13 protein-coding genes and 1 tRNA gene are annotated in these 15,375 nt (G+C 48.6%); 1 reads left to right on the plus strand and 13 read right to left on the minus strand.

Annotation, left to right across the window (positions count from 1 at the left end; genetic code table 11):
* Positions 1–33: 33 nt before the first annotated feature.
* The 11 genes from hemA to QQK89_RS19560 all read right to left on the minus strand — a co-directional run bounded on the left by hemA (position 34) and on the right by QQK89_RS19560 (position 13,732).
* The gene (gene hemA, locus QQK89_RS19510; RefSeq protein WP_284240335.1) at positions 34–1,404 is read right to left on the minus strand and encodes a glutamyl-tRNA reductase; all 1,371 of its coding nucleotides are present in this window, start codon (positions 1,402–1,404) and stop codon (positions 34–36) included.
* A 193-nt stretch (positions 1,405–1,597) separates the two neighbouring features.
* The gene (gene speD / locus QQK89_RS19515; protein WP_284240336.1) at positions 1,598–1,996 is read right to left on the minus strand and encodes an adenosylmethionine decarboxylase; all 399 of its coding nucleotides are present in this window, start codon (positions 1,994–1,996) and stop codon (positions 1,598–1,600) included.
* Positions 1,997–2,363: 367 nt separating this feature from the next.
* Entirely contained in the window at positions 2,364–2,954 is a 591-nt protein-coding gene (locus tag QQK89_RS19520; protein ID WP_284240337.1) for a non-ribosomal peptide synthetase module, read from the minus strand.
* 197 nt (positions 2,955–3,151) lie between these two features.
* Entirely contained in the window at positions 3,152–3,739 is a 588-nt protein-coding gene (yihA, locus tag QQK89_RS19525; RefSeq protein ID WP_284240338.1) for a ribosome biogenesis GTP-binding protein YihA/YsxC, read from the minus strand.
* Positions 3,736–6,243: an endopeptidase La gene (gene lon, locus QQK89_RS19530; RefSeq protein WP_284240339.1), complete on the minus strand. Its 2,508-nt coding sequence runs from the start codon at positions 6,241–6,243 to the stop codon at positions 3,736–3,738. The genes yihA and lon overlap by 4 nt, the downstream gene beginning before the upstream one ends.
* A gap of 36 nt (positions 6,244–6,279) precedes the next feature.
* Positions 6,280–7,983, minus strand: coding sequence for an ATP-dependent protease LonB (gene lonB / locus QQK89_RS19535; RefSeq protein ID WP_284240340.1), 1,704 nt, complete (start codon positions 7,981–7,983; stop codon positions 6,280–6,282).
* A gap of 172 nt (positions 7,984–8,155) precedes the next feature.
* Positions 8,156–9,265, minus strand: a complete 1,110-nt coding sequence (gene ispG / locus QQK89_RS19540) for a flavodoxin-dependent (E)-4-hydroxy-3-methylbut-2-enyl-diphosphate synthase (RefSeq protein WP_284240341.1) — start codon at positions 9,263–9,265, stop codon at positions 8,156–8,158.
* A 90-nt stretch (positions 9,266–9,355) separates the two neighbouring features.
* On the minus strand, positions 9,356–10,612 hold the full coding sequence (clpX, locus tag QQK89_RS19545) for an ATP-dependent protease ATP-binding subunit ClpX (RefSeq protein ID WP_015846009.1): 1,257 nt from the start codon (positions 10,610–10,612) through the stop codon (positions 9,356–9,358).
* Between the two features lie 24 nt (positions 10,613–10,636).
* The gene (gene clpP / locus QQK89_RS19550) at positions 10,637–11,230 is read right to left on the minus strand and encodes an ATP-dependent Clp endopeptidase proteolytic subunit ClpP (protein WP_284240342.1); all 594 of its coding nucleotides are present in this window, start codon (positions 11,228–11,230) and stop codon (positions 10,637–10,639) included.
* Positions 11,231–11,452: 222 nt separating this feature from the next.
* Complete coding sequence (tig, locus tag QQK89_RS19555) at positions 11,453–12,757, minus strand: trigger factor (protein WP_284240343.1); 1,305 nt, start codon at positions 12,755–12,757, stop codon at positions 11,453–11,455.
* A gap of 87 nt (positions 12,758–12,844) precedes the next feature.
* Positions 12,845–13,732 carry a hypothetical protein gene (locus QQK89_RS19560; protein WP_284240344.1) on the minus strand — a complete coding sequence of 296 codons (888 nt, stop codon included), beginning with the start codon at positions 13,730–13,732 and terminating at the stop codon, positions 12,845–12,847.
* 258 nt (positions 13,733–13,990) lie between these two features.
* On the opposite strand from QQK89_RS19560, the gene QQK89_RS19565 reads away from it, so the two are divergent.
* Positions 13,991–14,067, plus strand: a tRNA-Arg gene (locus QQK89_RS19565).
* A gap of 117 nt (positions 14,068–14,184) precedes the next feature.
* Here the strand turns inward: QQK89_RS19565 and QQK89_RS19570 are convergent.
* A complete protein-coding gene (locus QQK89_RS19570) occupies positions 14,185–14,790 on the minus strand; it encodes an AAA family ATPase (protein WP_284240345.1) in 606 nt (201 codons plus the stop codon).
* 166 nt (positions 14,791–14,956) lie between these two features.
* A complete protein-coding gene (locus QQK89_RS19575) occupies positions 14,957–15,298 on the minus strand; it encodes a hypothetical protein (protein ID WP_284240346.1) in 342 nt (113 codons plus the stop codon).
* Positions 15,299–15,375 lie beyond the last annotated feature (77 nt).

The raw sequence follows: 15,375 nt of genomic DNA on the forward strand, positions 1-15,375 counted from the left end.
GCCGCCCTTCGCGATTATTCGGGTAGCGCGCTATTATCGAAGGATGGACGCCAGTGCCGAAGCTGCCGGACGTGCAGGCATCGTTTTCTTTTTCGCCGCAGCCTCTGAGTCTGCTTCAGCTTGTTTCGACTGGGCCAGCTCTTCTTCAAGCGCAAACAACTTCACGAACATATCCATAGCTTCTTCGGAATGCTTGTCCCCGGCCATTTCTTTAATCCGCAGGATCGGATCTTGCATCATTTGGTTCACAATGCTTTTGGTCAGCTTGCGGATCACCTTTAACTCATGCTCTTCCAAATCCGGCAGCTTGTTCGTCAAGCTGTTCATCGTCTCTTCATGAATATGGGCAGCTTTAGTCTGCAATGAACGGATTAGAGGAACAACGCCAAGCGTTTTGTACCACTGCTGGAATTGCTCAACTTCTTGCTCAATCATCGTTTCGATCTTCTCCGCTTCCTTCCGGCGCTGCTCGATATTGCTTGCTACGATACCTTCCAAATCGTCAATGTCGTAGAGAAATACGTTCTCGACCGCAGCAATACCGGGATCCAGGTCACGCGGAACCGCGATATCAATCATGAACAAAGGCTTCGACTTCCGGCGTTTCATCGCATCTGCAACAACTTGACGGTTCAGAACATACCCGTCTGCTCCTGTTGAGCTGATGACAATGTCTGCTTCATGCAGCTTGTGTGCCGCATCTTCCATGGAGCAAGCCAAACCGTTGAACTTCTCTGCGAGCTGAGCTGCCCGATCGTATGTGCGATTCACAACAATAACGCGGTCTGCGCCATTCGCGTACAAATGTTTTGCGGTCAATTCGCCCGTCTCGCCTGCGCCAATGACCATTACCGTCTTTTTGTTGAATTGGCCGAAAATCCGTTTGCCAAGCTCAACCGCCGCATAACTGACAGAGACTGCCGATTCTCCAATCGTAGTTTCCGAATGTGCACGTTTGGCCATAGTAACAGCTTGCTTGAACAACATATTAAACAAGGTGCCCGTTGTTTTCTGCTCTTGGGCTAGTGCAAAAGCATCCTTCACCTGACCCAAAATTTGCGTTTCACCGATCACCATGGAATCAAGTCCGCTTGTTACTCGGAATAAATGCTCGATGGCCTTGTCGTCTTCATGCATATATAAATGGCTAGTGAACTGCTGTCTAGGCAGCTTAAACCACTGCTCCATAAAGCTGCGGATATAATGACCGCACAAATGATGCCTGTCCACTACCGCATACAACTCGGTACGATTGCAGGTCGCAACAATGACACATTCCATAATACTGTTCGTATTCATTAGCTGTCTGAGTGCTTCCGGCAATTCTTTATCTGCGATGGCAAACCGTTCTCTTACTTCTACGGGTGATGTTCGGTAGTTCAAACCGACTACGATAATGTGCATGCGCGTTCACCTGCCTTTCTTCAATTTTCGTTAGAATAATTATAACATAGTTCGACAACCCGCAAGACTTCATAATGCCTTCATTTATGAATAATATTTGAAAACCCACATTGCCATTATTCCCTGTTTATATAAAGAAAATAACCATGGACCAAAGGTCTATGGTTATCTCTATATCGTTTCAATTAGGAGCTTATACAAGCTCAACTTGTTGCATTTTTGGTTCTTCGACCTTCAATTCGCCCATGCCGCGAACAAGTTTCTTAGCATGAGTAGTTGTTGGTTTCAATACAGCGATCATGTAGTCAATTGCAAGCTGCGGATCCACAGTTTCACCGCAAGTGTAACAATCGAGAGCGGCGAATCCTTTCTCAGGATACGTATGAATCGAGAGATGACTCTCCGACAGCAATACAAGCACTGTTGCTCCTTGAGGCTCAAATTGTTTCGATTGCACCGATAATACAGAAGCGCCGCATGCTTCAGCAGCCTCCACCATTTGGGCTTGCAAAAATTCAGCGTTGTTCAGCAGATCAAAATCTACTCCCCAAGTATCAACAGCAACGTGTCTTCCGAAAGTTGAATATTCCATCTTCCGGTTCCCCCTTCCTAGGAATAAAATGTTTAAAAAAATTTCATCCGCTAGGACCTACGTCATTCACTTCCCGAGGGAATAATCTCTCGCAACATAACCATGTCCTGAGTGAATCCTGGTTCCTATTTTGTTTAGACCAATGTTTTCAACGAGATTAAAAATAACATCTATTGGGCAGAATTGCAACTACTTTTTTTTCGGGTAAAACGAATTTTTCATTCCGCTTTAATCCCGTATACACAGTATGTTACGACAGCGCTTTAGGTACCTGGATATAGCTACATACCTATTTTCGTTTTTCGTTAACAAAATAAGAAAAGAGCCGCGAATAAGCGGCTCTTCCACTACAGGATTTATCGTTTCGTTATGCTTCGAGAACAAATAACTTTCTGGTCATCATTGCCAGTCTATCGTCGATGCCGGCAATTTGCTCAAGGTCCTTCGTTTGATTGCGCAGATCTAGCAGCTCGTTAATTGCGTTGTTGACCAGTTCGATCTCACGTTCAATCAGTCGGCTCCGGAACACACGCTCCAATTGGCCAATCGTATCCTTGTATTCGAATACGACCCGCGTGCCCGACGATGTGCTCTCAACGATTTTGCGGACGCTTCCGTTTGTATAATGATAGATCATCGTATAATGGCTGTAGATACGATTAACAACTGCGTCTCCACGGAAAGCCGATACGGCTTTGCGCATGGCGTTGGTTAGCTTAGGGTGAATCAGGCGGCAAGAGAGTTCACATACATAGTAGTCTTGCTGACGTTCGAACGTCAGTGTGACTTCTTCCTTCCCTGCTACGTCTTCGAGAACCAGCTCCTGGTTTCCGTTGTCGAGGACCTTGATATTCATGCAAACCTGTTGGTCATCGAAAAAACGGATAAATTGCTTCATCTCATCGCTCGTCAATTGCAGTTTGGCGCTTACATACTCTGTGGCTAGCCGCTGAGCCATAAAAATCTCCTCAATTCTTTAAACTTGCGCTTTGTTCTTAATGCCTAAGTATATTATACGTGATCAGAACTTTTTATTCCTGCCGTCCAGCTTCGATATTCTCGCATATTTCAGAAAAATCCCGTAGATTTCACGAGGAAAGCTGTATTTCTTGCTGTATCCTCTGCCTTATAGACGTAGTTATTGATCTATCTCCGTTATGTGCCAATTGCTTCTGAAATGACTTCCCAAAGCTTCTCCCGGCCAAGCCCCGTTTCCGATGAAAACATGACTATCTGATCGCGCGGGTCCGCTTCCAGCGTATCTTTAATAACCTTAACATGCTTGTCCCACTTGCCTTTTGGGATTTTGTCCGCTTTGGTGCAGACAATGCAGGTCGGCACGTTATAATGCTTGAGCCAATGATACATAAGAACATCATCTTTAGAAGGCGCATGCCGCATATCAATGACAAGCAGCTGCAATTTCAGTTCTTCGCGGTCACGAATATAAGTCTCGATCATTTGCCCGAACAGCTCTCGCTGCGTTTTGGATACTTTGGCGTAGCCGTAGCCTGGAAAATCGACAAAATAGACCATGTCATTCACGCGATAGTAGTTAAGCTGCTGCGTCTTTCCGGGCTGCGAGCTTGTTCTTGCAAGGTTTTTCCGCAAGATCAATTTGTTGATGAGCGACGATTTGCCGACATTGGAACGCCCTGCCAGAGCAATCTCTGGCAAGGCGTCAACTGGATATTGGGAAGGTCTTACTGCGCTTATAATAAATTCTGATTGGGTAATTTTCATCCGATTACTGTTCCTGCTTTCTCTTCTGTGTTGACCGGCAGCAGCGCGTGCCGCAGTACTTCGTCCATATGGCTGACAGGAACAAAAGTCATTTCGCTGCGAATGCTGTCCGGAATATCGCTGAGGTCACGTTCATTATCCTTCGGCAGAAGCACCTTGCGGATGCCTGCCCGGTGAGCGGCAAGCGATTTCTCCTTCAGTCCTCCAATCGGAAGCACGCGTCCGCGGAGGGTAATCTCCCCGGTCATCGCAACCTCTTTCGAGACATAACGATTGGTAAGCGCGGAGATCAAGGCTGTCGCCATCGTAATCCCCGCTGAAGGTCCATCCTTAGGAATGGCTCCTTCAGGAATATGGATATGAATATCCTTATTCTCATGGAAGGCCGGATCTATGCCGAGCTCTAGCGCTTTGGAACGGGTGTAGCTGAACGCGGCCTGCGCGGACTCTTTCATTACGTCGCCAAGCTTGCCCGTTAGCGTAAGCTTGCCGCTGCCCGGCATAACCGTTACTTCAATGACAAGCGTATCCCCGCCAACTTCCGTCCATGCGAGGCCGGTAACCGCTCCGATCTGGTTCTCGATTTCTGCGGTTCCATGACGGAATTTCGCTGGTCCGAGCCATTCCTTCAGAAGCTCCGGCGTTACGGTCAAGGTTGCCGGCGTTAAGGTTGTATTCTGAGCCTGCGTTTGCTTGTCATCCATGTCAGAACCAAACGCGGCCTCAAGCGCGTTCATTTCAGGCGCTTCATACGGCTGTCCTGCTAAAGCTGCATCGTCCGACTCCGGCTTGCCCTCAGTTTGCAGCTTGGAACCGGCCGCTACGATATGCTTCGCCGCCTTCCGGCAAATCGCCGCAATCTGCTGTTCAAGGTTCCGTACGCCGGATTCACGCGTGTACTCCCGGATGAGCGTCAATAACACTTCATCTTCAAGGGCTAGTTGATCTTCCGTCAACCCGTGCTCCTTGCGCTGTTTCGGAAGCAAGTAGCGCTCTGCGATTTGCTGTTTCTCAAGCTCCGTATAGCCCGGAATGTACAGTACCTCCATCCGGTCTAACAACGGACGGGGGATCGAATGCAGAGAGTTTGCGGTCGTAACGAACATGACGTTCGATAAGTCAAACGGTACTTCGATAAAATGATCGCTGAACGTATTGTTTTGTTCGGGATCAAGCACCTCAAGCAAAGCCGATGCCGGATCTCCCCGGAAATCGCTGGCCATCTTGTCAATCTCATCAAGCAGGAAGACCGGATTATAGGATCCAGCCGTCTTCATCCCTTGGATGATCCGTCCCGGCATTGCGCCTACATACGTGCGGCGGTGACCGCGAATCTCGGCTTCATCCCGCACGCCGCCAAGCGATACCCGCACAAACTTGCGTTCAAGCGACTTGGCGATCGAACGGGCCAGTGACGTTTTGCCGACGCCTGGAGGGCCCACAAGGCAAAGGATCGGCCCTTTCATCTTTTTGACCAGCTGCTGAACGGCCAAATATTCAAGCACGCGTTCCTTCGGCTTCTCAAGGCCGTAGTGGTCGTTGTTCAGAACTTCTTCTGCCTTGCTGAGACTTAAGTCGTCTTCCGTATGCTTGCTCCAAGGCAGTGCTAATAACCAATCGATATAATTGCGGATAACGCCGCCCTCCGCAGAGGTCGCGGGCATTTTCTCAAGACGGTCGATTTCTTTCTCGACCTTCTCTCTTACGAGATCAGGAACTCCTGCCTCTTGGAGCTGATTGCGAAGCTCTTCAACCTCGCCGGCGCGGCCTTCCTTCTCGCCAAGCTCCTTCTGGATCGCTTTCATCTGCTCGCGCAAATAATATTCCTTTTGCGTTTTTTCCATCTGTTTTTTAACGCGTTGGTTGATTTTGCGTTCAAGCTCCAGCACTTCGCGCTCATTATTAAGAATATCAAGCAGGCGTTCCAGACGCTCCCGAACATCGATCGTCTCCAGAATATCCTGCTTATCCTTAATTTTAAGCGACAGGTGGCTCGTAATGACATCGGCCAGCCGGCCCGGTTCATCAATATCCGATACGGCTGCCAACGTCTCAGGCGTTACCTTTTTGGATAACGTAATGTAATGCTCGAATTGGCTAAGCACCGAGCGCATGAGGGCGTCCACTTCCGGATCTTCCGTCTCCGGCTCCGGAAGTTCAATAACCGTCACCTCATAGTACTGATCGTTAGGTACATAATCCACAATCTCTGCTCTCACTACGCCTTCTACAAGCACGCGGATGGTACCGTTTGGTAGCTTCAGCATTTGTCTGACCTTTGCAATGGTGCCGACGCGGTAAATATCGTCTTCTGTAGGCTCTTCAATATTGACTTCGGACTGCGAGCACAAAAGAATCATGTGATCGTCGATCATCGATTTCTCAAGCGCCCGCACCGACTTGTCTCTTCCCACATCAAGGTGGAGCACCATGCTGGGATATACAAGCAGCCCCCTTAAAGGAAGCAGGGGAAGCCGCCGGTTTTTCGTTTTTCCGGATCCCACACCAGCACCTCCAATTGTTTCGAATACCCTATTTTATCATTCCACGGAATCCGCCTGCAAATAAGGAACCCCTGAAGGGATAAATAAATCGGATCCGACGGGTTTTTCGACTTCCGCAACAACGCTCTCGCCAATTGGAAACACGTATCTGAACACCTCGTCAACCCGGTCTACCGGTATGACTTTCAGTCCTTCCAGATTCGCAAAAATCGCTTGCCAGTTCTCGCGCGGAATAATAACGGTATCCGCACCGGCTTGGAACGCCGCTTCTACCTTGGCCAATACGCCGCCAACCGGCTTCACGTTGCCGTGGATGCCTATCTCGCCCGTCATCGCAAGCTTGTTGTCGATGGGCACCTCTTTGATGGCCGAGGCGATTGCCGTTGCCATCGCAATTCCCGCGGACGGTCCGTCGATTGGAGTTCCTCCCGGGAAATTGATATGCAAATCGTAATCATGCGGATTGAGCCCGTAACGACGGAGCATCGTCAGCACATTTTCAACGGAGCCCTTCGCCATGCTTTTCCGTCTAAGCGTCCGAGATCCTCCTCCAAGCTCTTCTTCGTCTACTACCCCGGTAATCGTATATTGCCCTTTGCCTTCGGCAGCAGGAATGCTGCTTACTTCAATCTCCAGCAGAGTTCCCATATTAGGACCATACACCGCCAGACCGTTTACGAAACCGATTTGCGGAGCTTCCGGAATTTTTCGATCTGGACGCGGTGGAATTTGGCTGCTGTTAACTACCCATTCCACGTCGGCTGCCGTAATGTTGTCGCGTTTCTCGGACAAAGCCATACCGGCGGCCAGCTGGATCACGTTAACCGCTTCGCGGCCGTTCGTTGCATATTTCTTCACAACATCAACTGCTTCCTGACATGGGCCAAAACCGATTTTTTTGACCGCGTTTTCGGCGATCGAAGCAATCTCGCTGGCAAGCAGCGGCCGGAAATAAATTTCCATGCAACGCGAGCGGATTGCCGGAGGCAAATCCTGCGGCGAACGGGTAGTTGCGCCAACGAGACGGAAATCAGCGGGCAGACCGTTCTGGAAAATATCATGGATATAGAGCGGAATATTCGCATCTTCGGAATTGTAATAAGCGCTCTCCAGAAACACTTTACGGTCTTCCAGTACTTTTAACAGCTTATTCATCTGAATGGGATGCAATTCACCGATTTCGTCGATAAACAAAATCCCGCCATGCGCTTTCGTCACCGCACCTGGTTTAGGCTGCGGAATACCGGCTACGCCCATGGCACCTGCACCTTGGTAAATCGGATCATGAACGGATCCGATCAGCGGATCGGCAATCCCCCGCTCGTCAAAGCGGGCAGTCGTCGCATCAATCTCGGTAAATTTCGCTTCTGTCAGAAACGGCGAAGAAGGATTCTTCTTCGCTTCCTCAAGCACTACGCGCGCTGCCGCCGTCTTGCCGACGCCAGGCGGTCCATAAATAATAACATGCTGCGGATTCGCGCTGCATAACGCTGCTTTCAGCGCACGTAGGCCGTCCACTTGCCCAACGATATCCTGCATCGCTTGCGGACGCGTTTTTTCCGCGAGCGGCTTTGTCAGCGAAATAGAACGAAGCTTGCGCAGCTTGTCCATCTCCTTGCGCGACTCACGATCAACCGCGGAGCGGTTCGTCTTCTGATTGCGCAGCAAATTCCAAAAATATAAACCAATAACCACAGCAAAAAAGACTTGGATCAACATCAATACCATACTTAAACTCATTATTATCTTCTCCTCTCAAAGCAACCTATTCCGGCAAAAGAGTACGTAATTGCTAGTATTGCCCCTTGCGGCAGGGAATAATCGCTTTCGGAAGAAAAAAGAGGCATTCGCCCGCAACCGCGTTAGCGATTGCTTCGGAATGCCTCTTCTATGAAGGGATAAAGACGAAAAGTTATGCATGCGCGTGATTTTTGCGTCCCGGAATTTCGCCGGTTTCCTCAAATGCGCGTACGATCACGTCGATTTCTTTCTTCAGCTCGTTAAGGAGCTCCGCTTCCGGCACTTTACGGATCATTTCTCCGTAACGGAACAACATGCCTTCGCCGCGTGCACCGGCAATGCCGATATCCGCTTCGCGCGCTTCGCCCGGGCCGTTAACCGCACAACCAAGCACGGACACCTTGATCGGCACTTTAACCTTCGAAATGTACTCTTCTACCTCGTTAGCGATCGAGAAGAGGTCGATATCCAGTCGTCCGCAAGTCGGACAGGAAATCAGGGTAGCTGCGTTTGTGATCAATCCAAAAGTCTTGAGCAATTCGCGCGCTACTTTCACTTCTTCTACCGGATCCGCACTTAAGCTGATCCGCACCGTGTTACCGATACCCATTGCGAGCAGCGCGCCGATACCCGCTGAACTCTTGATGGTACCAGAGTGCAGAGTGCCGGCTTCCGTGATGCCCAGATGAAGCGGATACTTGATTTTCTCCGCAGCCATGCTATAAGCCGCAATGGCCATAGGAACATCAGATGCCTTCAGCGACACGATAATATCGTGGAAATCGAGCTCTTCCAGAATGCCGATATGGAACAGCGCGCTTTCTACCATAGCTTCCGGTGTCGGGTAACCGTATTTCTCCAGCAGATGATTCTCAAGAGAACCGGCATTAACGCCGATTCGGATTGGAATACCGCGTTCCTTACAAGCCTTAACGACAGCTTCGACCTTCTCGCGGCGGCCGATATTGCCCGGGTTGATCCGAACTTTATCGATGCCGTTCTCGATCGCTTGCAGAGCTAGGCGATAGTCGAAATGGATATCCGCGACAAGCGGAATGTTGATCCGCTTCTTAATTTCCTTAATCGCATCGGCAGCTTCCTTATTGTTGACGGTAACCCGTACAATCTGGCAACCTGCCTCTTCCAGACGCAAAATCTCGGCTACTGTAGCCTCTACATCAGCCGTCTTCGTTGTACACATACTCTGAATGATGACTTCATTGCTGCCGCCAATTGTTAAGTTGCCGACTTTGACCGGCACAGTATCCTTGCGCAAATACATAAAATGATCTCTCCCATGAACGTCAAAGTCCACCCTTTGACCGGCGAAATTTCCGCAGGCCAAAGGGTGGAGGCGATGACGGTAATGAACTTAGGCGCTTTCTTCTTTCTTCTTGCCCTTCTTAGCTGTCAGCTCCGGCATGATTTTGTCTTTTACGTTTTTCTCCGTAATGAGACAAGTGCTCACGTCGTCACGCGAAGGGACTTCATACATCACTTCAAGCATAATGCCCTCGATAATGGCACGCAAGCCGCGAGCGCCCGTGTTCCGTTTGATCGCTTCTTTCGCGATCGCTTCCAGAGCAGCAGGTTCAAAGTCGAGCTTCACGTTATCCATCTCAAGCAGTTTTTGGTATTGTTTCACCAAAGCATTTTTTGGTTCGGACAAAATACGCATCAAGGCTGCTTCATCAAGCGGCTCCAAAGTCGAGATGACCGGCAAACGGCCTACGAACTCTGGAATGAGACCAAACTTCAGCAAGTCTTCCGGTAGAACCATCGACAAATATTCGCCAGGCTTCAGGTCCTTTTGAACCTCGCCGGTCGAGCTGAAACCAATCACCTTTTTGCCGATACGACGTTTGATCAGCGACTCAAGGCCGTCAAATGCACCGCCGCAAATGAACAAAATGTTTGTTGTATCGATTTGGATAAATTCTTGATGAGGGTGCTTGCGTCCGCCTTGCGGTGGAACGGAAGCAACTGTTCCTTCAAGAATTTTGAGCAATGCTTGCTGAACGCCTTCACCGGACACATCGCGAGTAATCGACGGATTTTCCGATTTGCGGGCAACTTTATCAATTTCATCGATGTAGATAATGCCGCGTTCAGCTTTCTCTACATCGTAATCCGCTGCTTGAATAAGCTTAAGCAAAATATTCTCAACGTCTTCACCGACATAGCCGGCTTCCGTTAGCGAGGTTGCATCCGCAATCGCAAACGGTACGTTCAAAATTTTGGCCATCGTTTGGGCAAGCAACGTTTTACCCGAACCTGTAGGACCTACAAGCAGGATATTGGACTTTTGAAGTTCAACGTCTTCGATTTTGCTTTGCGAGTTGATCCGTTTGTAATGGTTGTAAACCGCAACCGAAAGGGATTTTTTCGCAAATTCCTGCCCAATTACATAGGAATCAAGAATTGCGCGAATATCCTTTGGTTTCGGAATGTCCTTCAGATCAAGCTCTTCCTCATGTCCAAGCTCCTCTTCCACGATTTCCGTGCAGAGCTCGATACATTCGTCACATATATAAACGCCAGGACCGGCAACCAGCTTGCGTACTTGTTCCTGGGATTTGCCGCAGAACGAGCATTTCAATTGGCCCTTCTCATCATTAAATTTAAACATATATTCACCCCTTCGATTAAATCTTTACGATACCGATACCGGAGTTGTAATGACTTTGTCAATCAAACCGTAATTCAGTGCGTCTTCCGCGCTCATGAAATTATCGCGGTCGGTATCGCGGTCAATCTTCTCATAAGGCTGACCCGTGCGTTCCACATAGATCTGATTGAGCTTTTGCTTAGTTTTGATAATCCAATCCGCGTGGATCTTAATGTCCGATGCCTGGCCGCGAACGCCGCCAAGCGGCTGATGGATCATCACTTCCGCGTTCGGAAGAGCAAAGCGTTTGCCTTTCGCGCCGGCTGTAAGCAGGAGCGAGCCCATGCTAGCCGCCATGCCCATACAGATCGTCGAGACGTCTGGCTTAATATATTGCATTGTGTCATAAATAGCCATGCCGGCCGTTACCGAGCCGCCAGGGGAATTTATGTACAAGTGAATGTCTTTTTCCGGGTCGTCGGCCGCCAGAAAAAGCAGCTGTGCGATAATGGAGTTTGCTACATCATCATCGATAGCGCTCCCGAGAAAAATGATTCTGTCCTTGAGCAAGCGGGAGTAAATATCGTAAGACCGTTCTCCCCGATTTGTTTGTTCAACTACGATAGGTACCAGATTCATGCGACCAACCTCTTTTCTATTTGAGACTTTTATGTTTCATGTTTTCTATTGTATCACGTCAAATGAGCAATGTCATTTTTCCGGTAATACAGTATACGGTGAGCTTCGCTCGATATGTATTGAAGATTGTTCTTTGGGATTGCACAACCAATATGTAGGGTGAAAAGAAGGCACGTATCTGACGATGACGTGCCTTTTCTTCTTATTTATTCAATTGAACTATTATGCTCCGGCAACTTCAGCTGTCTTGCTGTTTTCAACGAGGAATTCGATCGTTTTGCGAAGCTCGATGTCTTCTTTCAAGCTGTCAAGTTGACCGTTTTTCTCGAAGATTTCGCGAAGCTCAGCCGCAGGACGGTTGTAAGCTTTGGACAGCGATTCGAGCTCTTCGCTCACGTCTTCTTCGGAAACTTGGATGTTTTCCGCTTTAGCAATGGCATTCAGAACCAGGTTGTTGCGAACGCGTTTCTCTGCGTCTTCAGTCATTTGTTCGCGCAGAACTTGTTCGGATTGACCGGAGAACTGGTAGTACAGGTCGATGTTCATGCCTTGCGAGCGAAGACGGTTCTCGAAATCACGAAGCATAAAGTCAACTTCTGTAGCGATCATTGGTTGTGGAACTTCTACTTCAGCAGCTTCAGCCGCTTTTTCGATTACGGCGTTTTGCAGATTGCGCTCTGCTTCGCCTTCTTTGTTTTCTTTCAGCTTGGAGACAAGATCCTGCTTGTACTCTTCAAGAGTATCGAATTCACTGATGTCTTTTGCGAACTCATCGTCAAGAGCAGGCAGGTTTTTGCGTTTGATTTCATGCAGTTTCACTTTGAACACAGCTGGTTTGCCAGCCAGATTCTCAGCATGGTAGCTTTCAGGGAATGTTACTTCAACATCCTTGAAGTCGCCAGTTTGCATGCCAACTACTTGGTCTTCGAAGCCTGGGATAAACGAGTTGGAACCCAGTTCCAGGGAGTAGCTTTCAGCTTTGCCGCCGTCGAATGCTTCGCCGTCTACATAGCCGTCAAAGTCGATTACAGCGATGTCGCCGTTTTGAGCAGCGCCTTCTTCAAGAACAGTCAGCTCAGCATGGCGCTGTTGCAGACGCTCGAGTTCAGCGTTCACTTCTTCGTCGCTTACAGTTGCTTCAAAGGACGGGATTTCCAGACCTTTGTATTCGCCAAGCGTTACTTCCGGACGAACGATAACTTTAGCTTTGAACTTGAACGTTTGGCCTTTAGCGAATTGTTCAACGTCGATTTCCGGACGGTCAACCGGACGTTGCTCAGTTGCTTTGACTGCTTCTTCGTAAGCTTGCGGCAACAGGATGTCAATTGCATCCTGGTACAGGCTTTCTACGCCGAAACGCGATTCGAACATTGCACGCGGCACTTTACCTTTACGGAAGCCAGGTACGTTTACTTTTTGAACGACTTTCTTAAATGCCTGATCAAGTGCTGCAGCGACTTTCTCAGCATCAACCTCAACATCGATCGATACGAGGTTCTTGTCTATTTTTTCCCAAGTTGCTTTCATTTTATGCTTTCCCCTCCAAAATACGCATCACGCCAATTAGTATTCGCTTCATAAACCACTCTATTATAATCAACCTTGGCCATCATTTCAAGGCTGATGATCATCTTCGGTAGATTGCTGCATCGCAGCTACCTGCCGAAGAGTTCGGCACGCCTGTTCATAACGGAATCTGAGAGGCTCCGTTATGCCGTATGCCTCACGGATATCATCGTCGTTTGCAGTGCCGTAAACCGTAAGCAGCAAGGTTAAATGCAGCGCGGCTGCATAACTGTCGACGGTCTCGTCGTCCTCTCTCTGCATCCATAGGTAAGCAGAAGTACCATACAGAAATTGGAGACTTTCCTTCCATAGTTCCCTGGCAAAATGAGGCAAAGTCGGATCATCCGCTTCGGCAACGGCTTCCACTCGTTCCAGAATCCGGATTACCGGCGCGGGGAAATCATCGAGCGCAAGCGGCGTCGCTTCGATATCGAGCTCTACCTTCTCGCCCATCCGGTCAAGCATCAGCTGCCCGGATATTTCCCGCTTCCGCAGACATTGCAATGCTTTAAATTGAACGACTGGATGGATAGGCTTGCCGCTGGAAAGCCAGTCCAACATCACCTGATCCACTTCTGTAGATTGTATGTAGGCCGCACGTTCCAGCGCCAGAATCTGCTGGTCGATCATCGGATGATGCTCCATGATATAAAGCACTTGCTTGATATAGGCTTCATCTTGCTCAGGGGGATTAAGAAGCTGCTCGCGAAAGCTCTCTTCGCTGTCTTCCTGCTTATCGTCAATGCCGGTCATCATGCCGGACTCTTCCGTCCCTGGAAACGCCATTTCCAGCCAGGAGAGAAGACTTCCCCATTCCTCGTAATGCCGTTCATCTTCACCTCGGCATTGCAACAGGAACCTTAGCAAATTTTTGGCTTCGCCATATTGCTCGGATTCCAGCATGCGGGTGAGCTGAATTTGATAGTGATCCAGCATCTTCGGAAATAAATATACGTTATCGGGTGTAGTTATGGTATCACCACCTTGTAGGTCCCAATCGTCTGCCTATTGCTTGCGTTCGATTATATCACGGAACCTGCTAATATAAAAACTAACCTGTTTTTTAGTCTTGCTTTCTTCAGCTGGTCTATGCTATATTTACCAAGCGAATTTGATGTCCCTTCGCTTGCTACAAACTTTTTGAAATTAACTCTTGCCAAGTCAAGAAGTTACATGCTATACTCATTCTTACGTGTCCCAGTAGCTCAGCCGGATAGAGCACACGCCTTCTAAGCGTGCGGTCGGGGGTTCGAATCCCTCCTGGGACGCCATTTTCCCAACAACATTCAGACCCGCAATCCCTTGTCAAACAAGGTGTTGCGGGTTTTTTTATGATCTGATTACCTACAAATAAGACGGAGCCTATTGATAGGCTCCGTCTTATTTGTTTATACCGTTGCTACAGCTCTGTCTTCGACAAATTGCTGAAGCTTCTCGACTTTCTCCGCCGTCATCTCGCCGCTGTTATCGAACACGAGGATTGACGATTGAGGAATATCCCAATTGATCTCGGGAACGAACGCCACGCGTTTCTCGAAATGCGACCAGTTGTCGAGCTTCCATTGATCGCGCTCGGTTTGGCGTCCGATAATGCGGTTTTTCTGCAGCTCGATATTTTCAAGGGTTACGACAACGACCTTAACGTCCACTTGCGCTTTCGTCAGACCGGCAGCCGCAACAACTTCTTCGATCCATGCTTTATTTTTCAACTCTGCCGTAAAAGGAGAGATCATAAATACGTTCTGACCAGCTGCCAGATTCTCGATGCAAATATCTTTGGTTGTGTCATATTCCAAGTCGCGAAGATTCTGCTTGTAGAAATCCGAATCCCGATCATTCTTATCGAATCCGCTGCGTTCCAGCATCGCCTCTACAAATCGGCCCCCCACCGTATCCCGGTCCAAAAATGCAGCGGGAATCCGTTCCGAAAGCTTCCTTGCCACGGTTGTTTTGCCGGTACCGGCAACTCCTACGAAAAACACTAACTTTTGCAATGCCTGATGCCTCCACTAAATTACTCGTTTTATCCCCCTATTGTAACACTCCTAACCCAATAAAGGTATCACAAAGGCTACAATTTCAGCGAGATTTCGACATCATACTCACAAAAAAAAGGATAATGTCCCGAGGTAGCGGTCCATTACCCTTTCTTATTCATAATTATATACGGCCTGGATCGAGGATGCCCATCGACTCCACGTGTTTGCGGGTAGATTCCGTGCCATGCTCATGAATAAACAGATAGATATCATGCAATATGGCATCATATCCCGCATTCATCCGATTATCGCTGCTTTCCGACTGCAAAGTTCCCACCGTATAGTTGTAGTGGCCCGTTATCGCATTGTCCATGCTGGACAATTCCTCGAACATAACCTGGAGCTGGTTATACTCCTCGTAATCGGCCATAATCTCAAGCTCGTACGAAGCAGCTCCCTGATCCCGCAATATTTGTCCTGCCTGAACCGAAACATAGTATTTTTTACGCTCATCGCCCGACATCTGCTAATACTCAGCTCCTTTATGCAAACCTGCTCGCTTAGCATCCCCCGGCGGACAGACATTTTATCCCTTTTTTC

The organism is Paenibacillus glycanilyticus (genome assembly GCF_030161375.1).
Classification (GTDB): Bacteria; Bacillota; Bacilli; order Paenibacillales; family Paenibacillaceae; genus Pristimantibacillus; species Pristimantibacillus glycanilyticus_B.

Excerpts from the sequence above, each read along its gene's own strand:
- hemA (WP_284240335.1), bottom strand. The coding sequence starts at position 1,404 with ATGCACATTATCGTAGTCGGTTTGAACTACCGAACATCACCCGTAGAA.
- speD (WP_284240336.1), bottom strand. The coding sequence starts at position 1,996 with ATGGAATATTCAACTTTCGGAAGACACGTTGCTGTTGATACTTGGGGA.
- QQK89_RS19520 (WP_284240337.1), bottom strand. The coding sequence starts at position 2,954 with ATGGCTCAGCGGCTAGCCACAGAGTATGTAAGCGCCAAACTGCAATTG.
- yihA (WP_284240338.1), bottom strand. The coding sequence starts at position 3,739 with ATGAAAATTACCCAATCAGAATTTATTATAAGCGCAGTAAGACCTTCC.
- lonB (WP_284240340.1), bottom strand. The coding sequence starts at position 7,983 with ATGAGTTTAAGTATGGTATTGATGTTGATCCAAGTCTTTTTTGCTGTG.
- ispG (WP_284240341.1), bottom strand. The coding sequence starts at position 9,265 with ATGTATTTGCGCAAGGATACTGTGCCGGTCAAAGTCGGCAACTTAACA.
- clpX (WP_015846009.1), bottom strand. The coding sequence starts at position 10,612 with ATGTTTAAATTTAATGATGAGAAGGGCCAATTGAAATGCTCGTTCTGC.
- clpP (WP_284240342.1), bottom strand. The coding sequence starts at position 11,230 with ATGAATCTGGTACCTATCGTAGTTGAACAAACAAATCGGGGAGAACGG.
- tig (WP_284240343.1), bottom strand. The coding sequence starts at position 12,757 with ATGAAAGCAACTTGGGAAAAAATAGACAAGAACCTCGTATCGATCGAT.
- QQK89_RS19560 (WP_284240344.1), bottom strand. The coding sequence starts at position 13,732 with ATGCTGGATCACTATCAAATTCAGCTCACCCGCATGCTGGAATCCGAG.
- QQK89_RS19575 (WP_284240346.1), bottom strand. The coding sequence starts at position 15,298 with ATGTCGGGCGATGAGCGTAAAAAATACTATGTTTCGGTTCAGGCAGGA.